At 68.4% G+C, this 25,016-nt stretch carries 17 protein-coding genes and 1 pseudogene; 16 read left to right on the top strand and 2 right to left on the bottom strand.

Annotation, left to right across the window (positions count from 1 at the left end; translation table 11 throughout):
* The first annotated feature begins 54 nt into the window (after positions 1–54).
* The 8 genes and pseudogenes from AUL35_RS08085 to AUL35_RS08050 all read left to right on the top strand — a co-directional run.
* Positions 55–1,107, top strand: coding sequence for a sugar ABC transporter substrate-binding protein (locus AUL35_RS08085; protein WP_082666197.1), 1,053 nt, complete (start codon positions 55–57; stop codon positions 1,105–1,107).
* An 85-nt stretch (positions 1,108–1,192) separates the two neighbouring features.
* Positions 1,193–2,716 (top strand): sugar ABC transporter ATP-binding protein, encoded by a 1,524-nt coding sequence (locus tag AUL35_RS08080; protein WP_062013848.1) that lies wholly within the window; start codon positions 1,193–1,195, stop codon positions 2,714–2,716.
* The gene (locus AUL35_RS08075; RefSeq protein ID WP_062013846.1) at positions 2,713–3,735 is read left to right on the top strand and encodes an ABC transporter permease; all 1,023 of its coding nucleotides are present in this window, start codon (positions 2,713–2,715) and stop codon (positions 3,733–3,735) included. Before AUL35_RS08080 ends, AUL35_RS08075 begins: the two co-directional genes overlap by 4 nt.
* Positions 3,736–3,739: 4 nt before the next feature.
* Positions 3,740–4,735 (top strand): ABC transporter permease, encoded by a 996-nt coding sequence (locus tag AUL35_RS08070; RefSeq protein WP_062013844.1) that lies wholly within the window; start codon positions 3,740–3,742, stop codon positions 4,733–4,735.
* 42 nt (positions 4,736–4,777) lie between these two features.
* Positions 4,778–5,746, top strand: coding sequence for a carbohydrate kinase family protein (locus tag AUL35_RS08065; RefSeq protein ID WP_062013842.1), 969 nt, complete (start codon positions 4,778–4,780; stop codon positions 5,744–5,746).
* 18 nt (positions 5,747–5,764) lie between these two features.
* A complete protein-coding gene (locus AUL35_RS08060) occupies positions 5,765–6,520 on the top strand; it encodes an SDR family NAD(P)-dependent oxidoreductase (RefSeq protein WP_062013840.1) in 756 nt (251 codons plus the stop codon).
* A gap of 37 nt (positions 6,521–6,557) precedes the next feature.
* Positions 6,558–7,982 (top strand): aldehyde dehydrogenase family protein, encoded by a 1,425-nt coding sequence (locus AUL35_RS08055; RefSeq protein ID WP_062013838.1) that lies wholly within the window; start codon positions 6,558–6,560, stop codon positions 7,980–7,982.
* A gap of 316 nt (positions 7,983–8,298) precedes the next feature.
* Positions 8,299–9,174, top strand: a pseudogene (locus tag AUL35_RS08050) (IS3 family transposase); the annotation flags it as partial.
* A gap of 477 nt (positions 9,175–9,651) precedes the next feature.
* Here AUL35_RS08050 and AUL35_RS08045 read toward each other — a convergent pair.
* Positions 9,652–10,344: a hypothetical protein gene (locus AUL35_RS08045; RefSeq protein WP_062013835.1), complete on the bottom strand. Its 693-nt coding sequence runs from the start codon at positions 10,342–10,344 to the stop codon at positions 9,652–9,654.
* 855 nt (positions 10,345–11,199) lie between these two features.
* On the opposite strand from AUL35_RS08045, the gene AUL35_RS08040 reads away from it, so the two are divergent.
* On the top strand, positions 11,200–13,857 hold the full coding sequence (locus tag AUL35_RS08040) for a calcium-binding protein (protein WP_062013833.1): 2,658 nt from the start codon (positions 11,200–11,202) through the stop codon (positions 13,855–13,857).
* Positions 13,858–13,916: 59 nt separating this feature from the next.
* Complete coding sequence (locus tag AUL35_RS08035; RefSeq protein ID WP_156417892.1) at positions 13,917–14,630, top strand: CatB-related O-acetyltransferase; 714 nt, start codon at positions 13,917–13,919, stop codon at positions 14,628–14,630.
* Between the two features lie 990 nt (positions 14,631–15,620).
* Here AUL35_RS08035 and AUL35_RS08030 read toward each other — a convergent pair.
* Positions 15,621–16,622 (bottom strand): LacI family DNA-binding transcriptional regulator, encoded by a 1,002-nt coding sequence (locus tag AUL35_RS08030; RefSeq protein ID WP_062013827.1) that lies wholly within the window; start codon positions 16,620–16,622, stop codon positions 15,621–15,623.
* A gap of 211 nt (positions 16,623–16,833) precedes the next feature.
* Here AUL35_RS08030 and AUL35_RS08025 point away from each other — a divergent pair, with 211 nt between their 5' ends.
* From AUL35_RS08025 to AUL35_RS08000, 6 genes are all read left to right on the top strand, one after another.
* On the top strand, positions 16,834–19,215 hold the full coding sequence (locus AUL35_RS08025; RefSeq protein ID WP_192847068.1) for a CoA transferase: 2,382 nt from the start codon (positions 16,834–16,836) through the stop codon (positions 19,213–19,215).
* A 4-nt stretch (positions 19,216–19,219) separates the two neighbouring features.
* Complete coding sequence (locus AUL35_RS08020; RefSeq protein ID WP_156417891.1) at positions 19,220–20,056, top strand: hypothetical protein; 837 nt, start codon at positions 19,220–19,222, stop codon at positions 20,054–20,056.
* 234 nt (positions 20,057–20,290) lie between these two features.
* A complete protein-coding gene (locus tag AUL35_RS08015; protein ID WP_062013821.1) occupies positions 20,291–21,397 on the top strand; it encodes a mandelate racemase/muconate lactonizing enzyme family protein in 1,107 nt (368 codons plus the stop codon).
* A 38-nt stretch (positions 21,398–21,435) separates the two neighbouring features.
* Positions 21,436–23,028 (top strand): ABC transporter substrate-binding protein, encoded by a 1,593-nt coding sequence (locus tag AUL35_RS08010; protein ID WP_156417890.1) that lies wholly within the window; start codon positions 21,436–21,438, stop codon positions 23,026–23,028.
* Complete coding sequence (locus tag AUL35_RS08005) at positions 23,028–24,014, top strand: acryloyl-CoA reductase (RefSeq protein ID WP_062013817.1); 987 nt, start codon at positions 23,028–23,030, stop codon at positions 24,012–24,014. Before AUL35_RS08010 ends, AUL35_RS08005 begins: the two co-directional genes overlap by 1 nt.
* Positions 24,011–24,994: a dihydrodipicolinate synthase family protein gene (locus AUL35_RS08000; RefSeq protein WP_062013810.1), complete on the top strand. Its 984-nt coding sequence runs from the start codon at positions 24,011–24,013 to the stop codon at positions 24,992–24,994. The genes AUL35_RS08005 and AUL35_RS08000 overlap by 4 nt, the downstream gene beginning before the upstream one ends.
* Positions 24,995–25,016: the final 22 nt, after the last annotated feature.

Raw genomic sequence — 25,016 nt, 5'->3', positions numbered from 1 at the left:
GGCGACGCCGGTTCTGCGAAGGCGGCGGCAGGCCGCGTTTTCTGGGAGGAAAGCATGACGCAGTTTTTGAAGACGGCCAAGGCGCGCGCGCGCTTGTCGGCAACGGTCGCGATGGTCGCCCTGGGCGCCTGCGTCTTTGGCGGCGCCGCCAGCGCGCAGGATACGAAGGCGCCTGCGGCGGCAGCAAGCGCCGACGTTCCGAGCCTGGCTGGAAAGCGCGTCGGCATCACCGCCATTGGAACCGATCATCACTGGGATCTGATGGCCTACCAGGGCGCCATCAACGAGATCAAGCGGCTGGGCGGCGAGCCCATCGCGCTGGACGCCGGTCGCAAGGACCAGCAGCAGATCGCCCATATCCAGACGCTGATCGCCCAGAAGCCCGATGCGATCATCGACATGCTCGGCAACGTCGACGTCCTGAACCCCTGGCTGAAGCGCATCCGCGACGCGGGCATCCCGCTCTTCACGATCGACACGGCGACACCCTATACGCTGAACAACTCGACCTCCAACAACTTCGCCCTCGGCTCCGAGGTCGCGCTGCAGATGGTCTCCGACATGGGGAGCGAGGGCAACGTCCTCGTCTTCAACGGATTCTACAGCGTTCCCGTCTGCAAGATTCGCTACGACCAGCTGAAATACGTCCTCAGCTTCTATCCCAACGTGAAGATCATCGAGCCCGAACTGCGCGATGTGATCCCCAACACCGTTCAGAGCGCCTACAGCCAGGTGCAGGACATGCTCACGAAGTACCCGGAAAAGGGGTCGATCAAGAGCGTCTGGGCCTGCTGGGACATTCCGCAGGTCGGCGCGACGCAGGCGATCGAGGCGGCCGGCCGGACCGAGATCAAGACCTACGCGATCGACGGCACGCCTGATGTCGTCAAGATGGTCGCCGATCCGAACTCGGCCGCCGGAGCGGTGGGCGCCCAGCAGCCGAGCGAGATCGGCAAGGCTTCGGCCCAGAACGTGGCGCGCTACCTCGCGGGCCAGAAGGTGGCCCCCTTCACGTTCGTACCAGCGGTGATGATCACCAAGGAGAACGCCAAGGACACGGCTGCGCCCTTCCTGGCCGCGGCCGGCGGCGAGGCACCCGCCAAGTAGCCGCCAGCGACGCAGGGCGGGGCGCGAAGCGCCCCGCCCCCTTCAGGGAAGGGACCGGTCCGAAGCGGATCGGCGCGGAGGTTCCATGGACAAGAGCGCGCGCACCATCGTCTCCATGCGGGGCATCTCGAAGAGCTTCGGCCCCGTCAAGGCGCTGGTGGACGCCGACCTCGACATCGAGCGTGGCTCGATCATGGGGCTGGTCGGCCAGAACGGTGCCGGCAAGTCGACGATCATCAAGGTTCTCGCCGGCATCCTGAAGCCCGATGCTGGAACGGTCGAGATCGACGGGGTCGCGCATTCGCGCCTGACCCCCGCCCTGGTGGAGCGCCTCGGCATCCACTTCATCCATCAGGACCGGTTGCTCGTGCCCACCGCCACGATCGGCGAGGCGATCTTCCTCGGCTACGAGAAGGGCTTCGGTCCGTTCGTCAGCCGGCGGCGCATGGCGCAACGGGCGGCCGAACTCATGCAGCGGTACTTCGGCTTCTCGCTGCCGGCCGGCACGCTGGTCCAGGAACTCTCGACCGCACAGCAGAAGATCGTCCAGATCACGCGGGCCCTGGCCAACGAGGCCAAGGTCCTCGTTCTCGACGAACCCACCGCCGCCCTCGTCAAGAGCGAGGTGGACAGCCTGTTCCGCGTTCTGCGCAGGCTGCGCGACGACGGCATCGCGATCGTCTTCGTCTCCCACTACATGCAGGAGATCGAGGATCTGTGCGACCGCGTCGTCGTGATGCGCAACGGAACGGACGTCGGCTCGGTGGATCCGCGCCGCGCCGGCATCGACGAGATCGTCTCGATGATGGTGGCGCGCGATGTCGGCGACATGTTCCCCAAGCGCTCGCACGGGCCGGGCGCGACCGTCCTTTCGGTTCGCGAACTGTCTCTCAAGGGCCGTTTCCGCGACGTCTCCTTCGACCTGCGCCGGGGCGAGGTCGTCGGTCTGACCGGCCTTCTGGGCTCGGGCGCCAAGGAGATCATCGAGTGCCTCTTCGGTCTGTCGGTTGCCGACGGTGGCACGATCGAGATCGAGGGCGAGCGGCGGCGCATCGGCTCGGCGGTCTCCGCTGTCGGCCGGGGCATCGCCATGCTGCCGGAGGACCGGCGCGCGCACGGCGTGGCGCTCGGCCTGTCGGTGCGCGAGAATGCGACGCTGGCGAGCCTTGGCCGCTACAGCCGGTTCGGCTTTGTCGACAAACGCCGTGAGCGCGCCGCCGTGGACGGCCTGATCCGCGAGCTCGCCATCAAGACACCCCACGGCGAAGCTCTGGTCCGGCAACTGTCGGGCGGCAACCAGCAGAAGGTCGCTCTCGCCAAGTGGCTGAGCTGCCAGTCCAAGATCTACGTCCTGGACGAGCCCACGGTTGCGGTCGACGTCGGCTCGAAGGTCGAGATCTACAATCTCCTCAACCGTCTGTCGGCGGAGGGCGCCGCGATCCTGATGCTGTCGTCCGATCTTCTGGAACTGGTCGGCTTCTGCGACCGCATCCTGGTGGTCTATCGCGGCGCTCTGGTCGGCGACTATCCGGCGGCGGCGGTGGATGGCGACATGCTGCTTGCGGCGGCCTCGGGCGCCCGGGCGACAACAAAGGAACGCGCCGCATGAGCCCCGCCACGCTGGCCGCCACGGGCGACGGTGACCTCGACGCGCCTCGGGCGGGAGGCTCGAGAACGGCTCTTCTCGCGGCCGCCATCCGGCTCGCCGCACTGGGGGCCTTCGCGCTCATCATCCTCTACTTCGCGGTCTTCGCGACCGGGTTCTTGTCGACCTACAACCTCGTCAACATCGTCGAGCAGTCCGCCATTCTCGGCATCCTCGCCTACGGCATGTCGGTGGTCATCATCGGGGGCGGGACCGACGTCACGGCCGGCGGCATCGACCTCTCGATCGCGACCACGACCGGCCTGTGCGCGGCGCTGTTCGCGGTGATGACGGCGGCGGGCTACCCCGCCGCCGTTGCGATCGCCGCAACGCTGGGCGCCGGCATGCTGGTCGGGCTCGTCAACGCGTTCGCGATCGTCGGCCTCGGCATCCTGCCGCTTCTGGCGACGCTGGCTGTGATGAACGTGGCGGCAGGAGCCGAGCTGATCCTCACCCAGAACACCGTGATCCCCGTCGACGCGCCCTGGCTCTCCGCCTTTTCGATGGGCTCATTCCTGGGCGTATCGGGACTGGCCTGGTGCCTCGTCATCTTCACGGCCCTCATTGCGCTCCTGATCCACAAGACCGCCTTCGGCCTGCGGCTCTACGCGGTCGGCGGTCATCCGGAGGCGGCACGGGCGGCGGGCATCGGCGTGCGCGGCTACGTCGCCTTCACCTATGTCTTCAGCGGGTTCTGCGCCGGCCTCGCCAGCATCCTGGTCGTGTCGCGCCTGTCGGCCAGCACGCCCGGCACGGGGGACATGCTCCTGTCGATCCTGGCCGCCGCGCTTCTAGGCACGGTCTTCTCGCGGCGCTTCGTGCCGAGCGTCGGCGGCACGCTCCTGTCGGTGCTCTTCATCGGCTGCCTGTCCAACGGGTTCCAGCTTCTCAACGTGTCGAGCTACTGGGTGAACGGCGTGCAGGGTGCGCTGATCCTTCTGGTCGTGGCCGTCACCTCGTTCGCCCGCAGCCCGGAGGCCTGATCCCATGAGCCGGACCGCATCTCCTTCCAAGTCCTCGTCGGTGGCCGTGCTGTCGCGCCTCACGAACCTGACCGTCGTCGTCGCCTTCGTGCTGATCTGCCTGTTCTTCTCGGTCACGACGGACTCCTTCCTGACCACGGCGAACCTGACCAACCTCCTCGTCAACAACGTCGTCCTCATCGCCATCGTGGCGCTCGGCATGACGATCGTCGTCTCGTCGGGCGGCATCGACCTGTCGGTCGGGACCTCGGTCGACCTGTCCAGCATGGCCTTCCTGATGCTGCTTGCGGCGGGCTACGGGGCGCTGGCCGGCATTGCGGCCGCGCTGGGGGCGGCGCTGCTCGTCGGACTGTTCAACGCGATTCTCATCACGCGCCTGCGCATCAGCCCGTTTCTGGCGACGCTGGGCGTCCTGTTCATCGGCCAGTCCGTCCAGCAGCTGGCAACCGATGGCGGACAGCCGATCTATCTGATCACCGGCGATACGACGGCCCTGTTCACCGCGATCGCGCGCGGCACCGTCCTCGGCATGCCTCTGCCGGTCGTGGTGCTCGCCGGTCTTTCGGTCGCGGTCTACCTCCTCCTGCATCGCACGGTGTTCGGCCGTCACGTGGCGGCTCTCGGCGCGCAGCCGGGCGTCGTCTGGTACTCCGGCATCAGCGTCGCGGGCCGCCTGTCGAGCGTCTATGTGCTGGCAGCGCTCCTGGCCGGCGTGACCGGTATCCTCCTGTCGGCGACCGTGCGGTCCTACGTGCCGCTCTCGGGCAACGCCTTCCTGCTGGACGCGATCGGCGCGACCTTCATCGGCACGACCCTCTCGTCGGAGCGCCGGCCTTCGGTTCTGGGGACCCTCCTCGGCGTCCTGCTGCTCGCAGTCGTCAAGAACGGCCTCCTTCTGATCGGCTGGAACTTCTACTGGCAGCAGGTCGGGATCGGTCTTCTCGTCTTCATCGTGCTCGCCGTCAGCTTCGGCACCCGCAGCGTCTCGCAGCGACACTGACAGTCCGCGCCTCAACGCGTGTCGCATTAAAGGATCGATTTCATGCCCCAGTTCGACGTCAGTTCGGTCGGCTTCTACGTGCTCGACATTCTCGGTCGGCCGGTTTCCCGCATCCCCGAAGGCGGACGCGCCGACTATATCGAGGAGATCCGCATGACGGTCGCCGGCACGGCCGGCGCGACGGGCATGGACTGCGCGATCCTTGGCCTGCGCACCCAGGCCGTCACGACGCTCGGCACCGACGACATGGGCGACTGGTTCCTCGCCAAGCTCGGAAAATACGGCCTCGACTGCGGCCTCGTGCGTCGCGACGGCAGCGTCCAGACCTCGTCCACCATCCTGCCGGTGCGGCCGAACGGCGAGCGGCCCGCGCTCCACGTGCCCGGCACGGCGGCCGTCTTCCAGGTGGCGGACGAGGATCTCGACGCCGCGCTCGACGCGACCGTCGTCCATGTCGGAGGCACGGGTCTTCTCAAGAGCTTCGACGGCGAGCCGACCGTCCGTCTCCTGCGGCGCGCCAAGGAACTCGGCCGCATCACGACCTTCGACCTGATCCAGGCCACGCCCGAGACGATCCGTCTCGTCGAGCCCTGCCTGCCCTTCATCGACTATTTCGTGCCCAGCATCGAGGAAGCATCCGAGATGGCGGGCGAGAGCGATCCGCAGGCGGTGGCCGACGTCTTCAAGGCCAAGGGCGTGAAGAACGTCATCCTGACGCTCGGCGCCGACGGCGTCTTCGTCGCCCCACAGGACGCCCCGTCCTTCCATCTTCCGGCCTTCGAGGTCGAGGTGTTCGACACCACAGGCTGCGGCGACTCCTTCACCGCCGGCATCATCGTCGGCATCGTCAGGGGCTGGTCCCTCCAGGAGTCGGCGCGCTTCGCCTCCGCCGTCGCGGCCAAGGTCGCCATGGGCCTCGGCTCCGACGGCCGCCTCGTCTCCTTCGACGATACGGTGAAGGCGATGAAGACGCTGCCCGCCAAGGCCTCGCGCTTTTCCGCAGCCGCTTGAGATTTCCAAGGATCCATCATGAACGACGCAGTTCAAGTCGCCCTTGTCACGGGCGCCAGCCGCGGCATCGGTCGGGCCCTCGCCGTGGGCCTCGCCCGCGCCGGATACGACCTCGCCCTCTGCGACCTCGCCTCGCAGCCGGAGGCGTTGGCCGAGACCGCACGCCAGGTCCAGGCCGAAGGACGGAGCGCCCGGACCTATGATGTCGACGTCAGCTCCAAGGCCGACACGCAGCGCCTTGTCGAGCGGGTTCTGGCCGATGCCGGTCGCATCGACGTCCTCGTCAACAATGCCGGCATCCTGAAGTTGTCGAGCCTCGAAGACCTCGACGAGGCGACCTGGGACGCCCACCAGGACGTCAACACGCGCGGCGTCCTCTTCATGTGCCAGGCTGTCCTGCCGCACATGCGCGGCCGCAAGGCCGGCCGCATCGTCAACATCGCCTCGCTGGCCGGCCGGCAGGGCGTGCCGGGGCAGGGGCACTACGCGGTCTCGAAGGCCGGCGTCATCACGCTGACCCGCGTTCTAGCGCAGGAGGTCGGCTCGGACGGCATCACCGTGAACGCGGTCTGTCCCGGTATCATCCTGACCGAGATGGGACGCAACAACCTCGGGAGCGAAGAGGCCGTGAAGCATTGGGAGAACGCGACCGCCCTCCACCGCCTCGGCGACCCCGAGGACGTGGTCGGGCCGGTCGTCTTCTTCGCTTCCCCCCAGTCCGCCTTCGTCACGGGCCAGGCGCTCAACGTCTGCGGCGGCCTCTACTTCCACTGAGCGCGACACGCCCTCCTCGTTTCGAAAGGTGCATGGGATGAACAACGAGCGCTTCTTCATCGACGGCCGGTGGGTCGAGCCGATCGGCCGCGGCACGCACACGCTGCTGAGCCCGGCGACGGAGCAGCCCATCGCCACGATCGCGATGGGATCGGCCGAGGACGTCGACCGGGCGGTCGCCGCGGCCAAGCGGGCCTTCGAGACCTACTCCCGCACCTCGCGCGAGGAGCGCCTCGTGCTGCTGCGCCGGCTTCTGGAGCTCTACAACGAGAGTTACGACGAGCTCGCCGAACTGATGACGCGCGAGATGGGCACCACGCTCGCCTTCTCGCGCGAGGCGCAGGCCTGGGTCGGGCGCGCCCACCTGGAGACGATCATCTCGGTTCTGGAACGCTTCGAGTTTTCCGAGCAGCGCGGCGATACGCTCCTGACCAAGGAGCCGGTCGGCGTCTGCGCGCTAATCACGCCGTGGAACTGGCCGATGAACCAGATCGTCGTGAAGGTCGTCCCTGCGCTCGCGGCCGGTTGCACGCTGATCCTCAAGCCCAGCGAGTATTCGCCGCTCTCCTCGATCCGTTTCACCGAGCTCGTCGCCGAGGCGGGCTACCCGGCCGGCGTCTTCAACTACGTGCAGGGCGAGGGCGCCGTCGTCGGCGAGGCGCTGTCGCGCCATCCCGACGTCGATATGGTCTCGATCACCGGCTCGACGCGAGCGGGCGTGGCCGTGGCCAAGGCCGCCGCCGACACGGTGAAGCGCGTTCATCAGGAACTGGGCGGCAAGTCCGCCAACATCATTCTCGACGATGCGGACTTCGAGACTGCGGTACGCAAGGGGGTCGAGGCGTGCTTCGGCAACTGCGGGCAGGCCTGCCGTGCCCCGACGCGCATGCTGGTGCCGATCGACCGTATGGCGGAAGCCGCCCGGATCGCGGGCGAGCGCGCCGCGGCCTACCGCGTCGGCGATCCGAGCGAGGAGGGGGTCGATCTCGGTCCCGTCGTGAACCGCCTCCAATTCGAGCGGATCCAGGACCTGATCCGGTCCGGGATCGAGGAGGGCGCCACGCTCGCCGCCGGCGGTCCGGGGCGCCCCGACGACATGTCCGCCGGCTATTACGTGAAGCCGACCGTCTTCGCCGATGTGGCGCCCGAGATGCGTATCTCGCGCGAGGAGATCTTCGGCCCGGTCCTGTCGATCATCGGCTACCGCGACGAGGAAGACGCCATCCGCATCGCCAACGAGTCGATCTACGGTCTGTCGGCCTACGTGCAGTCCGGTTCGATCGAGCGGGCGCGCCGCGTGGCCAACCGCATGCGCGCCGGCAACGTCTACATCAACTATGCCGACTGGGACGCGGCCGCACCCTTCGGCGGCTTCAAGCAATCCGGAAACGGCCGAGAGCACGGCGAGTTCGGTTTGACGGACTTCCTAGAGATCAAGGCTACCGCCGGATACGGAGCCTAAGCTCATATTCAGCAGCGAGTATGCGATGTTGCAGCGGCTGCCCATGGACGAGATGAGCCTGCAATCTGAATGTCAGAAGGGCCGCCTTGGGCGGTCCTTTTCCTGTTTAGAGCTACTGCTGTGAGTCAGGCGTCGAACTGCCGGCGGTGCGCGTAGTCCACTGATTCGCCCTCTTTGAAATGATCCGCCCTGAAGTATGGCTTTTGGAGCCTGAAGGTGGCCGGACATGACAAGACGACCCAAGCCCGAAGAGATTGTCGCGACGCTTCGGCAGGTTGATGTTCTGGTGTTGCAAGGACGCACGGTGACGAAGCGGTCCGAGCGGCGGGTGTGCCGCGCCCTCGGACAGCATCGTTCGACACAGCGTCAGGGGCCGCGGGGCCGAGACGACGAAGAGCAACTCATGGCCTATGTCATCGAATTAGCCCGTCGGTATGGTCGCTATGGGTACCGGAAGATCGCAGCCCTGCTGTGGGATGCCGGTTGGGTGTTGAACGACAAGTGTGTCGAACGGATCTGGCGGCGCAAAGGTTTGAAGGTGCCGGCCAAGCAGCCCAAGCGCGGACGGCTCTGGCTGAACGATGGGTCCTGCGTTCGCCTTCGACCCGAGCGGCCAAACCACGTTTGGTCCTACGACTTCGTGGAGGACCGGACCCATAACGGCCACAAGTTCCGTATGCCTGGCGACAAACGCTTGCGCGTTTGCGCCGACGTGATCGACGAGTTCACGCTCGAGTGCCTGTGGATCCGGGTAGCGCGCAAGTTGAAGGCGGCCGACGTCATCGACGCCCTGTCGGGTCTCTTCATCCTGCGCGGCGTGCCGGGACACGTTCGTTCCGACAACGGGCCGGAGTTCATCGCCAAGGCCGTGCAGGACTGGATCTGGGCCGTCGGCGCCAAGACCGCCCACATCGCGCCCGGCAGTCCATGGGAGAATGGCTTTGTCGAAGGCTTCAACGCTCGGCTGCGCGACGAACTGCTCGATGGCGAGATCTTCAACAGCCTGCGCGAGGCCGAGATCATCATCGAAAGCTGGCGGCACTACAACACGATCCGACCCCACGGCTTGCTCGGCTACAAGCCGCCGGCACTGGAAGTGTTCGTTCCAGCCTTCGCCGCTTGGCCAGCAGCGCTCACCCGACCTGCTCCGCCGGCCAAGCGACCGCTGGCGCAAAAACCAACCCTGAACTAACTTTCCAATCGGACCACTCAGGGGGGGGCGATCAAGGATGTCCGTGGCTGCCCTGCGTCGACACGATGAGGTGGCTGACGGTCAGATCCCAAGTTGTGTCGACGCACTACTCGAAACTCACCCGGACACTATGAATCGAAGACAGGGAGGCCGAGCGATGACCGACGGTCAACTTCGCACCTTCGCTGACCTGCTGCGCGAGATCATCCCTGTGCGAGGCGGATCGCTGTTCCGCACAACCTTCCAGACTTCCAAAACACGTCGCCGACGACTCCCTTCGCCACGCCGACGGACGTGCGCCAGTGTCGGCGGCGGGGCTGCGCGTTCACACTGTGAACTGGGATCTGCTCGCACCTCTCCGACATCGATCCGAGGTTAGACGATATCCTCTCCGACGCGTTGTTCCCGCAAGTCTTCATGGGTGTTCTGCGGATACCGAACCTCGCCCGAGCGTCCTGCTCCCTTGTCGGCCGCGTGTCAGATCTCCGGCATGACAAGATCGGCGGTTGCCATAGGCTCGGTTCCCCGGAAGGATGCGACCTCGCAGTCCGTCGGCTTGCCGGAGAGGGCGGAGATGTCCTTGCCTGCCGATCCAGGTTTTGGAAGCAGCGGCATGTCGTCATGGCCGGACTTGGACGCCTTGCCCTTCCTGTCGCTCGAGGACGTGAGGCCGGGATCGGCGACATGCTGCCCGATCAATGACGGGCTGCCAACGTGCTGGGGTAGCCACGCGCCGCGCCGGCACTGATGCGCGATGCCCCTCCCGGCGTCGCGATGATGTTGCCGTCGAGGGAAGGAAGCATGGTCATGCCTTGGGTCGGTGGGTCCTCCGCGTGGGACATCGTTGACCCGAACCAAGGCGTTTGACGCGCGGAAGGAGATCGCCGCCGCCTCGTGGAGCGTGGCGCCATGGGCCCTCCTGCCGGCGACGGAGGCGGGCGTATCGGTGACCGCAGCGGCGATGGTGTCGCAACACGCCCGGTCGGAATGGTCGTTGCGTCCCACGAGCGCTGAGAAGAACAGGCTTTGGTGGGCTGCCGCGAGATGGCCAGCCTTCTCTTGCGCGGTGACGATGTCCCCTTGAAGGGCGGGTGGGGTTGCGCCGGCCGGACGCGCGCTGCCGCCTGTGCCCGTGATGGCGCGGAAGATCGCCGAGACCCCTTCCGACACCGCCGCCCGAACGGCGCGATCGTCGAGCCGATGGCGCGAAGGCCCGAGGCGGCCGAGCCGGCGGCATCGCCGAGCGACGACCGGCGTGACGCGCCGCGCGCATCAGCGTGCGGAGCCGCAGCCGCAGCAGCGGTGGCGCGTCGATCTGCGCGGCGTCGGCGGATGGCGCCTGGCGCGGCATCGCCCTGTCCCGCACGCGCTTGACGTGTGGGCCGGCTCGAGGAGGCCGGGCACCATCGGCCGGACCGAACCGCCAGCGGTGGTTGTGATGGGGGGGCTGCGTCGTTCCCGAGCGCCGGGATCGCGCGCGATCGTCCCGACAAGGCCGCCGCCGCCCACCGCCGAACCTTCCCCAACGGCCGGCGGAATCGGGACTCGCCCTCCCTTGCGCCTGACGCGATGACCCGAGTGTGGACAGGGTGCCTCTGGGTTACAAGGCGAGTCCTGGTGCAGGCGAGGACGTCGACCAGCGGTCACGGGACTCCGATCCGTTCAAACTGTATTTAACATGTCGGGTGATCGTGATGCTGCAGGACGGCAGGCCAGCCGGTGGCGACGGTCGAGGAAAGCCTCCTGCCCGTGCCGATCCCGCAGTCCAGGCGTTGCAGGGGATTGGCCTTTTTACGATGCAACCTGGGAACCTTGTTCGAGGCTGACGTTTCGTGTGGCAGATGTGCCTCACCCTTACGTATCGCCCGAGAGCCGTCACGTGAACCGTCTTGCTCTGGAGTATGCCGTTATGCATACGTCCTACGGCACGGGTCTGTTACCCTTTGGTAAGGGATCTTCATGCAGGGGAGGGTGCGCGGAGTGCACGCCCGCGCCTGCCCGGATTTTGGGGCTCCAGGAGACACAATGGCCGATTTTACCTTTGACGGTCAGCAGTCGCAGACGATCACGTTCGATCCCACTGCCGACACGCTGACCCTGAACATCGTTCCGGCGCAGATCGCCGACGTCCGGGAGAACAATGGTTCGACCGAGATCGTCACCACCTCGGGTGCGATCCTCACGCTCTCCGGCGCGACCTACGCCGAGCTCGCCGCCAACAACGGCGCGATCGAGTTCCCGTCGGGCGCTGAGTTCACCTTCTCCGACGGCACCGCTGCCGTGACCGGCACCGCGTTCGGCGACGTCATCGTCGGCTCGCTCGGCGCTGACACGATCAATGCAGGCGGCGGCAACAACCTCGTCTTCGGCGGTGGCTCGAACACCGCGGCGGGTGATGCGGGCGACACCATCACGGCCGGCAACGGCAACGACACGATCTACGGCAACGGCGGCGACGACAACATCTCGTCGACCGGCGGTAGCGATCTCGTCTATGGCGGCATCGGCTCCGACACGATCTCGGTCCTGGCCCAGTCCGGCGAGACCGTGACGGTCTACGGCGGCGGCGGTCTGACCGACACGGTCGATGGTGCGGACACGATCAACGTCGGCGTCGGCGCAGGTTCGGCCCTCGTCTACGGCAACGGCGGCGACGACCTGATCACCGTTGGTTCGAACGGCGACAACACGATCTACGGCGGCCTCGGCAACGACACGATCACCGTGACGTCGAACGGCAACAACGAGATCGTCGGCGGCGCGGACGACGCTGACAACATCTCGGTCACCGGCAACGGCGACAACACGATCTACGGCGGATCGGGCGCGACCAGCCTGAACGACGGCAACGACACGATCTCGGTTACCGGCAACGGCGCGAACCTCGTTTACGCCAACGCTGGCGACGACGATGTCACGATCACCGGCAACGGCGCGAACACCGTCTACGGCGGCGTCGGCAACGACACCGTTTCGATCACCGGTGACGGCAGCAACCTGATCGTTGGCGGCGTGGCTGACGATGACTCGATCACCGTCACCGGCAACGGCGACAACACCATCTACGGTGGCAGCGGCTTCGACGCGCAGAACGACGGCAACGACACCATCTCGGTGATCGGCGACGGCAATAACCTGATCTACGCCAACGGCGGCGACGACATCGTGTCGGTCGGCGGAGCTGGCAACAACACGATTTACGGCGGCTTCGGCCAGGACACGATCAACGTCGGCTTCGGCGCTGATACGGCCACCGGCTCGAACGTCGTCTACGGCGGCACGGGCACCAACGCGATCAACCTGCTCACTTCGGGCGATGTCACCGTTTACGGCGGCAACGGCGAGAGCGATGCGGACGATCTGGCCACCACGGTCTCGGGTGCGATCTCCGGCGGCAACGCCATGATCTACACGAACGCCGGCGACGACTCGGTCAACATCACGGCTCTGACCGGCGATGCGAACATCACCGTGCACGGCGGTCTCGGCACCGATGGCGTCACGGTCGACGGCGCGGCTGCAGGCACCACGGCGGTGCTGTTCGGCGACACCGATGCGGACTTCCTGTCCTACACGGGCGCTGGTGCGGTCACGATCTACGGCGGCACGGGTGAGAACGATGCGTCGGCCGATGTCGACACCATCAACGTGGACCTGACCGCTTCGACCGGAACGGCTTCCGTTTACGGCAACGGCGGCAACGACGTCATCAACACGACGGTCGAGGGCGCTGCTTCGCTCTTCGGCGGCCTGGGCGATGACAACATTCAGGTCAATGCCGGCGCTGGTTCCGTCACCGTCTACGGCGGTACTGGTTCCGACACGGTCGACACCACGGGCTTCACCGGCGACGCCACGATCTACGGCGGCAACGGCATCAACGACTCGACGGACGGCGCGGACACGATCATTGCCGGCGACGGCAATCATCTGATCTACGCCAACGGCGGCGATGACTCGATCATCACTGGCACGGGCAACGACACCATCTACGGGGGTGCGGGCGCTGACTCGATCTCGCTCGGTGCGTCCGGCAGCAAGGTCATCGGCGACTATGTTGCGGCTGATGACTCGGTGTTGGCGACCAGCGGTACGGCTGATGCCGCGACCGTGACGATTTCGGGAACCAATGTGGTTGTCGACAACGGCGGTCAGATCATCACGTTCAACGGTGCATCGTCGCAGGTTGTCACGCTCGACTTCGCGGGTGGCGATGTCCTAGTCGTCGGCAATGAGTCGGCTAACACGCTGACCGGTACCGCAAACAACGATCAGTTGATCGGTGGTGCTGGTGCTGACACCCTGATCGGCGGCCAGGGTGCGGATATCCTGACCGGTGGTACCGGAGCTGATGTCTTCCGCTTCGCTGCGGGCGACTCTGCCCTCTCGGACACGACGTCGGATCTCATCACGGACTTCGTTTCGGGTACGGACAAGATCGATCTCGCCACTGCCGGTTCGGCGACGAACTATGCTGAGGGCGCAGGTGCCGTTGCGGATTACAACGCCGCTCTGACGGCTGCTGATGCCCAGCTTGGTGCTGGCGTTATCTACAGCTTCCAGACCGACGGCACGACCGGCTATCTGTTCATCGACACCAACAACGATGGTTCGGCGAATGAGGTTATCCGTCTGGCCGGCGTGACGTCGCCTGCCGGTTTCGGTTTTGGTGACATCTCGTAACATCTGCAACGAGTGAGAGAAGGCGGCCTTTGGGCCGCCTTTTTTGTTTGGTCTTTTCCATGGACACACAACATACCCTTGAGTGGTGTCGCCAGCGCGGCCTCCTCAGCGATACGCTTCCGCCCATCACGGGAAGCCTCGACTTCACCCCGACCATCCGCTTGATGCGCGCCGGCTCGGTGATCGCCTGTCAGATCGACGCCTATAGCTACGTCTCGCCGCAAACGGCAGTGAATCTCACCAGCGTCGGACGGTACGCCTCGATCGGCGCACGCTGCGAGATCGGACCCACCCAGCACCCTTCCGACTGGTTGACCACGAGCCCCTTCCCCTACCAGGATGTCTTCAGCACCGCGCCCGCTGACGCGCGGCTGGCGACCCACAACGAGCTAGCGCCCGTCACGATCGGTAACGACGTCTGGATCGGGAGCGCCTCGGCCGTCATGGGCGGCGTGACGATCGGCGACGGGTCGATCGTCGCCTACGGAAGCGTGGTGACGCGCGATGTCGAGCCCTACTCGGTGGTGGGCGGCGCACCAGCCCGGCTCATCCGGCCGCGCTTCAAGCCGGCGGTCATCGCCCGGCTCATGGCCGAGCCCTGGTGGCGCTATGATCTCGTGCGCACCACCCATCCCATTCCCTGGCGCGACCCCATGGCCGCCCTCGACGCCATCGCGGAGGGCGTGGCAGCGGGCGCGATCCACGAGGTCCCAGCCGTCCGCCACCGCATCACGCGTAAGGGCACACAGTTCAGCTTCCAGAAGCTCGGCTGACCACCCCGGGCGCTCGCGCCGCTCCATGGGGCCGCCGAGCCGCCCGGCCGCGGCACCGGGATCAGGCGGAGGCGGCATGACCTCTCGTCCGGGCGATGCGCGGCAACCGGTCTCGACGGTCGATCCCATCGCCAGACGCCTCCCGTCGCGCGGAGGAATGATCGGACCGGGACCGATCGTTCGGCGGGCGAAAGCACGAGCGGCGCGGACGATGTCGGGACGGTCCCGGCGCTGGCGGGAGCGACGCAGCCCATGACGGCGTCCCCAGGGGGATATGGGGGGGCGGAGCGAGCGCGTTCCGGGCCCGCGCCAGGCGCGAGGAAGCGCGCAGCGCTGGCCGCCCGGCATCCTGGCCCGGGTCGTCTCGCCGACACCCCGGCGCGCCTGTCGCAGGCGCCAGCGCGGGCACCGTGCCGTCCCGCGTTCGCATCCCCGCCGATATGCCCGGACTGCCGAGGCGGCGTCGAGGCCATGCGCCGACCATCCCGACCGCGGCCCGCTCGGGCGGGATTCCGAACGCGCCATGGTGCGATCTCGATCCGGCGCATCGGGTGGGGCCGGCCGACGGGACGAAGGGCGGGGAGGGGATGCCGCGTCCCGCTCCCGGCCATGCGGCCGAGAACTCCGCAACTCGCGCCAGGGGCCGTGTCGTCCCCGGCCGGGCGCGGCATTGAACCGGGCCCTGACGACGCAGCCGCCGTCTCCGAAGCGAGCGGTGACAGTCCACGCCGTCCGCTCCGCCTTCCACGGATCAAGCCGGCGAGGAAGCGCCCTCATCCCTCGAGGGCGCGGAGCCGAGGGTCGGCCCGGACCGGAACCGCTGCCGCCTCTCCGGCGCGCCGGCCCTTGCGCCGCCGCGCGGGAGAGGCGGGGCCGTCTCATGGAAGCGCGGCCCACGTTCCAATCCGGATCGGCCGAAGCGGGAGGGCCGTATCCCCGGCGATGTCCGGTCGAGGGATATCGAAACGGCTCGGCATGACACCGCGGCGATCAGGCGGAGGAGCGACGGACGACAAGCTCTCCCGCCAGGCGGTGGGCAGATATCTCGATAGCGCTTGACGGCCCCATCAACTCGCGAATGGCGACGGCCACCATCTCGTCGATCGGCTGGCGATAGGTCGTCAGCGAGTAGTGGTCCCATCCGGCCATGGCGATGTCGTCGAAGCCGGCGACCGCTACCTGGCGGGGGACCGACAGGCCCGCCTCGTCTCGCAGGGCGTCGATGCCCCCGGCGGCCAGGATGTCGTTGGCGAAGAAGATGGCCTCGGTTTGCGTTTCGCGCGCGATCTCGAGCGCCGCCCGCCGCCCCGCCTCGTAGGTATAGGCCCCCCCGTCCACCACGCGCGTCAGGACCATGCCGAGTTCGGCCAGGCGTCCGACGAAGCTGTGGCGGCGCTCGAGGTTGGTGCTGGTGTTGGGAAGGCCGGCTACATAGGCGGCGCGGCGATGGCCGAGGGCGTAGAAATGGTCCGCGATGGCCCGCGCGCCCGCGACGTTGTCGCAGCAGACGCTGGTGAGGCCGGCGCCGTCGTCCAGGCGGTTCACCAGGATCGCGCGGCGGCCCTCGGTGGCCTTGGCGAGCGTCGCGCCGGACAGAACCGTTGCCGAGACAACGATGATGGCATCCACATGGTACTGGCGCAGCGCCACGAGCTGGCGCCCGACGTCGCTGCCCGGCGTGACGTTGAACAGCAGGCTCTGCTGGCCGACCGCCTGCAGGGCGCGCGTGAGCTTCTCGATGAGCCCGAAGTAGAACGGGTTCTGCAGGTCCGAGATCAGGATGGCGACGATGTTGCTGCGCCGCGTCGACAGGATGCTGGCGATGACGTTGGGTCGATAGCCGTGCTTGTCGGCCGCCGCGAGAATGCGCTCGCGCATGTCGGGCGAGATCGAGGCGCCCGGCGTGAAGGCGCGCGACACGGCGGACTGGCTGACGCCCAGGACGCGCGCCAGCTCTCGTGCGGTCATGGCCTCGCCCCGTCGCGTCGACATTTCGTTTCGTCTCGCTCGATCGTTTCGCGCGCCGGACGCTACACGTTTCAGGCCACGCATGCCAATCCCGACCGCAACTTCTTGCATCCGGATGCAAACCTGCTTAGCCTGATCGAGGAAGCGGCCCGGCGCGACGCTGTTCGGTGGCTTGCGGCCTGGCCTGGCCTGCCCTGCGAGGACCGCTTCCCAAGACATGATCCGGGAGGAGCAGTTGAGATCGGCTTTGCAAGGCCTTGTCGTCGCCGACCTGTCGGAGACGATCGCCGGCCAGTACTGCGCCCGCCTTCTGGGCGACTTCGGCGCCGACGTGACGCTTCTGGAGCCGCCGGAAGGTTCGGCAACGCGACGCATGGCGCCGTTTCGCACGCGCGACGGCCTTTCGCTCGTGTTTCGCCACCTCAACACCGGCAAGCGATCGCGCCGGTTGCCGGCCGACCCGGATGCGCGGCGGGCGATGCTGCAGGACTGGTATCGCCGCGCCGACGTCGTGGTTCTGCCGGCCGAGGGTTGCGAGGACGAGGTGGAGCGGTGCAACCCGCAGGCCGTGGCGCTCCGCCTCAGCCCGTTCGGCTCCGACGGCCCGCTGCGGGACTGGAAAGGGCCCGAGATCGTGCTTCAGGCGCTGTCGGGCATGATGCACAACAACGGCGCCTTCGGCCGCGAGCCGCTCTACGGCTGCGGCAACCGCGCGTCCTTCGCGGCGGGCCTTGCGGGCGCGGCCGGGGTCCTGGCGGCGCTTCTGGCGCGGGAGGCGACGGGGCTCGGGCAGGGCGTGCGCGTCGACGAGGCCGAAACGGCCGCCGCGATGTGCTTTCCCTACGTGCTTCAGTACAACTACAACGGCACGGTCAAGAGCCGCCTCGATCCCAACATTCCCGCCGGTCAGGTCCTGTGCCGCGACGGCTGGGTCTGCATCTGGATCTACAACCATCGCTGGGCGGCCGTCTGCCGGGCGCTCGGCCTCGGGGCGCTGGAGACCGATCCGCGCTTCAGCGAGCCGCTGGAGCGCCGGCGCCACTGGGCCGAGCTCTTCGCCCTGATCCAGGACACGGTGGCCGACCGCGAGGCCGAGGCCGTGGTCGCGGCCCTGCAGCGCGAGGAGGTGATCGCCGCCAAGGCCTATCGCCCGAGCGAACTGGCGCAAAGCGGCCATCTGGCCGCGCGCGGCTACTGGGAGCGGACCGAGAACGGGATCGCCCTCGGTGCGCCCTTCCGCTTGTCGCGCACCCCGCGCTGTCCGGTCGCGTCCGAGCCGGCGCCGGGTGCGCACGACGCCGACGCGCTGCCCGCATCCCGGTTCGCGACGGCGCAGGAGGCCGCATCGGGGCTGGCCGCGTCCCGTCCGCTGGCCGGCTTGCGGGTTCTGGAGATCGCGACCGCCTGGGCCGGGCCGATGGCGGGGCGCGTGCTCGGCTTCCTGGGGGCGGAAAGCATCCATATCGAGTCGCCCAACCGGGTGAACTCCTGGCGCCTCAACAAGGAGGTGCCCAACCCCGTGAACTTTCCGGGCGGAGAGCCGGGCGAGCGCCCCTTCGACCGTGCCTTCCTGTTCAACTCGCAGAACGTCGACAAGCTGTCCTGCATCCTGAACCTCAAGGACGAGGGTGGACGCGCAACGCTGCGCCGCCTCGTGGAAAAGGCGGATGTCCTGATCTGCAACTTCCGGCCCGGCACGCTGGACCGTCTCGGTCTCGGCTACGAGGCGTTGCGCGAGATCAAGCCCGACATCATCGTGGCCGAGCTTCCCGCCTACGGGCTGGAGGGGCCGATGTCGCGCTACGCCGCGCTCGGGCCCACGATGGAGATGGCGGCCGGCATGTCGGGCATGATCGGCTACCGCGACGGGCAGCCCGAGACCACGGGGCCTTCCTATCTCGACCCGATCGGCGGCTTCAACGCGGCGGTCGCCATCCTCGTCGCGCTCAACCACCGGGCGCGTACGGGCGAGGGGCAGCATGTCGAGGTGCCGCAGGTCGAGGCGGCCATGCAGGTCGTCGGACCGCAGATCCTGGCCGCGATCGAGAACGGCACGGACCCGGTGCCGGACGGCAACCGCGTGCCCACGGCCGGTCCGCACGAGGCCTATCCGACGGCCGGCGAGGACCAGTGGGTGGTGATGGCCGCCCGCGACGACCGGGAATGGCAGGCGCTCGCCCGCGTCGTCGGCGGCCCGGCGCTCGCGGCCGACCCGCGTTTTGCGACCCTGGCCGACCGTCTGGAGCGCAGCGACGAGATCGACGCCATCCTGCGCCGCTGGACGCGGACGCGCGACAAGCACGCGATCGCGGACGCGCTTCAGGCGGCCGGCGTTCCGGCTGCGCCCGTCCAGACGCCGCGCGACCTGTCGGAAAGCGCCTATCTCGCCCATCGCGGCTTCTTCACACGGCTGGAGCATCCCGACGCCGGCGCGCACGCCCATCCCGGCCTGCCGATCCGGCTCAGCCGCACGCCCGGTGCGCATCGCCGCGCGGCGCCGGCCTTCGGCGCCCACAACCGTCATGTCCTGGAAGCAATCCTGCAACTGAGCGGCGCGGAGGTCGAGGCGCTGCGCCGCAGCCCCGCCATGGCCGACGCGCCACTGCCAGGAGCCTGAGGATATGCACGCGACACCATTGCCGCCGGCAGACACGCTCTTTCCCTCGCACCGCCGATTGCCGATCCGTCTCGATGATCGGCCGCGCTATCGCGGCTCGGTCCATGACGACGAGGTCGCGCGGCGCATGGGCTTTCGCGCCGCGCTGGTGCCGGGCGCCTTCGTCTACGGGCACATGGCGCGCGTTGCCGTGGAGGCTTGGGGCGAGCCCTGGCTGCGCGCGGGACGCATGGGCGCCCGCTTTCGCCGACCCGTCTACAAGAACGACGTCCTGGACCTTGCGGCCGGGCCGCTCGAGCGGGGGGCGGACGGCGTGCGGGCGGCGATCTCGCTACGCGACGCGGCGGGCGAGGAGGTCGCCGCGGGCTGGGTCGGACCACCGGAGGAGGGCGCGGTCCCGGCCGACCGTCCCGCGGTGCGGCCCTTGCCCGAGCCCCGACCATCCGTCGAAACCGGCCAGCTGCCGATCGGTGCCCCGATCGGCTCGCGCGACGCGGTGCTGACCGGGGACGACGTCCTGGAATCGCTCGCGGTCTTCGACGAGCACCACCCCCTGTTCCGGCGGGAGGGCTTCGTCCACCCCGGCTGCCTGATGCGGCTCGCCATGTTCGACGCGAACGAGTCCTTCCGCTTTCCCGCCCCGGCCGTCCTGGTGGAGGTCGAGGCCCGACACTTCACTGCTGTACGCCCGGGCGCACGCATCGCGACGGCCGGGCGCATCAGCGCCGACTTCGAGCGGCGCGGGCGGCACTACATCGAAACCGACGAGACGCTGCTGGCCGACGGCGTGCCGGCGGCGCGCTACCGCCGGGTGCAGATCTACGCCTCCGCTGGCAGCTAACCGTTGGCCGTCGCCGAGGTAAAATTCCCGGCGAGGTGAATGGCGGTTGCATGCGGATGCAAATCATCTAAGCTGGTATTTGTCAGTCGCGCAGAAGCTGGTCGTCAAGACCGCCACGCGACGCGATCTGGGAGTTTTCGCCTTGAGCAGGTTCTCGAGCGCGGATCGGCGTCCGTCCTGGCGCCGCCGCGACCGCCCCGTCCTATCGGCACGATTCCTCGCCGGAGACCGGCGTTGAGCGCCCGCATCCGGTCCGTCGAGGCGATGCAGGTCGCCTGGGCGCCCGGCGACGCGCCGGGCCGCCGAAGCGCCTTCGTGCGGATCGAGACCGAGGACGGGACCGTCGGCTGGGGCGAGGCCTCGCCGATGCAGGGCGGACTTCATTCGCTCGGCATCGTGGAGCGGGATCTCGCTCCCGCCCTTGTCGGGCGCGATGCCTTCGAGGAGGCCGTGCTCCACGACGAGCTTCTTCACCGCAACATCAAGCTCGGTCCCGAGGGTGCGCTCACCGGGGCGCTGGCGGCGGTCGACATCGCGCTCTGGGACATCAAGGGCAAGACGCTCGGCCTGCCGGTGCACCGCCTGCTGGGCGGCGCGTGGCGTACGGAGCTGCCGTTCTACGCCTCGATCGGTGGGCATGCCGCGCGCACGCTCGACGAGACGGTGCGTGTCGTGGAGGCGCGCTGGCGCAAGGAAATGCCGTCCGCCATCAAGATCCGCTGGGATGGCGACCGGACGCGGCAGGACGCCGACATTCCCGGCGACATCGCCAAGGCCCGCGCCGTGCGACAGCTCGTGGGCGAGGGCTATCCGCTCGCCTTCGACGCCAACAACGGCTACTCGGTGGGCGGCGCGATCCGGGTCGGTCGCGCCCTGGAAGAGCTCGGTTACGTCTGGTTCGAGGAGCCGGTCCAGCACTACGACGTGCGGGGCATGGGCGAGGTCGCGCAGCGGCTCGACATCACGGTCTCGGCCGCCGAGCAGACCTACACGACGCAAGCGCTCGTCGACATCATCCGGGCCGGCGTGCGCATGGTGCAGCCCGACATCGTGAAGATGGGCGGCATCACCGGCCTCATGCGCTGCGCCGCGATCTGCCACGCGCACGGCGTCGAGCTGGTGCCGCACCAGACCCAGCCGACCATCGCCCACGTCGCCAACCTCCACGTTCTGGCGACCCTGATGCACCTGACGAAGCCGGCCGAGTACGCCGATCCCTCGGGACGCATGGACGCGGCCTTTCCCGACCTGCCCAAGCCCGAGAACGGACGCTTCCGCGTGCCCGACGGACCGGGGCTCGGCCTTGCGGTCGACGAGTCCGTGCTGCGCGCGCGCCGCTGAAGACCCCTCCAACCGAAACCTCGCAGACGGTGGCCACGATGACGATCACACGCAGGCAGGCCCTTCAACTCGCCGGCGCGGCCGGCGCCCTGGCCGCGATGGGCCTTCCCGCCCGTGCCCAGGCCGACACCGACACGCTGCGCATGGGCATCGCGGCGCGCGGTCCCCGCCACAGCGATCCGAACCTCACCACGCAAGGGTCCGACAACTGGGCCACCGAGCAGATGTACGAGCAGCTCGTGCGGCCCGAGGACGGCGACTTCGCCGTGACGCCGGACCAGTACAAGCCGACGCTCGCGACGTCCTGGACCTCGACGCCCGATGCGCGCGGCTGGACCTTCCAGCTCCGTCCGGGCGTCCAGTTCCACAAAGGCTACGGCGAGATGACGTCGGACGACGTCGTCTATTCCTTCAAGCGCGCGATGAACGAGGGCACCAACCGGACGATCCTGTCCAACATCGAGGACGTCGTGGCGAACGGACCGCTCGAGGTCACGATGACGCTCAAGAAGCCGGACCCGCTGTTTCTCGGCACCAGCGCCTTCAACAACAACACCTCGATCGTCTCGCGCAAGGCCGCCGAGGAGATGGGGGAGCGTTTCGCGACCGATGCTGTGGGAACAGGACCCTACGAGCTCGTAAGCTTCGCCAGCGAGAGCGGCACGAAGCTGAAGCGACATGAGGGCTACTGGGGCGAGAAGGCCAAGATCGGCAACATCGAGAACGTCTATATCGCCGACACGACGGCGCGCACGTTGGCGCTGCTCGCCGGCAACATCGACATCATGGAGGCCGTGCGCGCGCCGGGCTGGGTCGATTCCATGAAGGGGCGCGACCCGACGCTCGTCTTCGACATGACGGTGCCGGGCTCGTTCAACACGCTCCACGTCAACCTGACGCGTCCCCCCTTCGACCAGCTCAAGGTGCGCCAGGCCCTGATGCACGCGATCGACCGCGAGGCGGTCTCGCAGGCGCTGGCGCCCATGGGCGGCGTCCTCGCCGGCCTGCAGCCCGCGAACTTTCCGGCCGGCTTCACCACGGATCAGCTGCCCGAGGAGCTGCGCTATCCCCACGATCCCGAGCGGGCCCGCGCGCTGCTGGCCGAAGCCGGCTTCCCCGACGGCATCAGCTTCTCCTCGCTGTGCAGCCAGCGCGAGGATTACGCCTCCACCATGCTGATCGTGCAGGAACAGCTGCGCCTCGCCGGCTTCAACATGGACCTCAGGATGATGGACCACACGGCCTATCATGCCGACAACCGGTCCGACAAAAACACGCTGGCGATGCACTCCTCCAGCTACCCGCCGATCCCGACGCAGATCTACTTCCAGCAGCTGTCCTCGCAGTCCGAGGTCAAGGGCGACGGCTCGGGCGGGGGCAACTACAGCCACTACGGCACCGCCATGCCCGGCATCGACGGCCTGCTGGAGCAGGCGCTCAACAGCACGACCTACGACGACTACGTGAAGGCCTGCTCGCAGATCGAGCTGCAGGTTCTGCGCGACCTGCCGCTGATCGGCCTCTCGACCCTTTCCTTCACCACGGCCCGTTCCGGCCGCGTCGATCTCGGCTACCCCGTGAAGAGCGGCTATGCCCGCTGGCGCTTCCACCGCGCCACGAAGTCGGCCTGATGGCGTTTCGCGCGCTCCTCACCGAGAAGCCGGCCGATGGCGCCGTCCGGTCCTCGGTCCAGACGCTCGACGAGGACCGGCTGCCCGCCGGCGATGTCACGGTCGCCGTGGAATGGTCCGGCCTCAACTACAAGGACGGGCTCTGCGTCCTGGACAAGGGTCGGCTGGTGCGCGCCTTCCCACATGTCGGCGGCATCGACTTTGCCGGCATCGTCACGGACAGCGCCGACCCGCGCTACCACGTGGGCGACCGCGTCGTCCTGACGGGATGGCGCGTCGGTGAAACGCATTGGGGCGGCTTTGCCGAGCGGGCGCGGGTGCGGGCCGACTGGCTCGTACCGCTGCCCGAGGGCCTCTCGACCCGTCAGGCCATGATCTTCGGCACGGCCGGGCTCGCCGCGGCGATGGCGGTGGAGAGGCTGGAAGCGCTGGGCGTCCAGCCGGACAGCGGCGAGATCGCGGTGACCGGCGCCTCGGGCGGCGTCGGCTCGCTCGCGCTTCTGCTTCTCGCCGCGGCCGGCTTCCGGGCGGTCGCGGTGACGGGGCGGACCGACGGCGCGGACGACCTTCTGCGCCTCGGCGCATCGCGCGTCGCGGGACGCGACGAGATCACCGGCGAGCCGCCCAAGCCCCTGGAAGCCGCACGCTGGGCGGGCGCCATCGATAATGTCGGCGGCGAAACGCTGGGCCGCCTCCTCCGCCAGCTCAGCCCCGGCGGCGCGGTGGCGGCGGTCGGCAACGCGTCGGGCATCGGCTTCGAGGGAAGCGTCCTGCCCTTTCTCCTGCGCGGCGTCACGCTCGCGGGCATCGACAGCGTGACCCACCCTTACGAGCGACGCGTCGCCTCCTGGCAGCGCATCGCCAGCGCCTTCGACGCCGGGCGCCTCGAACCCCTGGTCAGCGAGATCGGCCTCGATGTGGTCCCGGAGGCGGCGGCTCGCATCCTGCGCGGCGAAACGCGCGGCCGTGTTCTGGTGCGCCCGTGAACGCGCCCGGATCCGTGACCGGCGACGCGGTCGCCGACTTCTTCGCCGCCGGCGGGCGCCATCGTCTGTGGTGCCCGGCGCTAACCTTCTACACCGAGGACGGCTCGCTCGACAAGGAAGCCTTTGCGCGCCACCTCGATCGGCTCGCGCCCCATGTCGGCGGCATCCTCGTGCCCGGATCGACGGGCGAGGGATGGCAGATGAGCGAGCGGGAATCGCTCGATGTCCTGCGCCTCGCGCTGAAGGCGGCGCCGGCGCGCGGCATCCGCGTTCTCGTCGGGCTCCTGCGGCCGAGCGCGGGCGAGATCGCGTCGTTTGCCCGGGCCGCCGCCGATCTCGCGGACGAGGGGAGCGACATTTTCGGCTTCACGCTCGCCGCGCCGCTCGCCGCCGAACCGATGGACGAGGCGGCGCTGGAGGCGGCCTTCCGACCGGTGCTCGAGACCGGCCGGCCGGTGTTTCTCTACCAGCTGCCCCAGGTCACCGGCAGCACCATCCCGGCCTCGCTTCTGCGGCGTCTCAGCGAGCGCTTTCCCAATCTCGCGGGCCTGAAGGACAGCAGCGGAGAGGACGCGCTGGCGCTCGGCGGCACGCCAGAGCGTCTCGTGCTTCTGCGCGGCGCGGAGGGCGACGTCGTGCCGTGGAGCTTTGAGGGCGGTGGTCCTTATCGCGGCTTCCTCCTGTCGAGCGCCAACGTCTTCCCGGCCGAGCTGCACGCCGTCCTCGCCGACCTCGAGGCGGGCCGCCTGGAGGAGGCCACAGCGCTGTCCGGACGGGTCGCCGCCGCGGTCGGCGACGCCTTCGCACTCGTCGCCATGCTCCCGTTCGGCAACCCCTTCACGAATGCCAACAAGGCGCTTCTCCACGCGCGGTTCGGGGAGCGGGGCGCGGCGCGCCTTCACGACGGGCGGAGCCTGCCGCCGGACGTCCTCGCCGTGGCGCAGCAGATCCTGCACCGGCACGGCTTCGCCGGCGCCTGAGACCGACCGGGCGCGCGAACGC

It is taken from the genome of Aureimonas sp. AU4 (assembly GCF_001463765.1).
In the GTDB taxonomy this organism is placed as follows: Bacteria; Pseudomonadota; Alphaproteobacteria; order Rhizobiales; family Rhizobiaceae; genus Aureimonas.
This window is presented reverse-complemented; position numbering and strand designations above follow the sequence as displayed.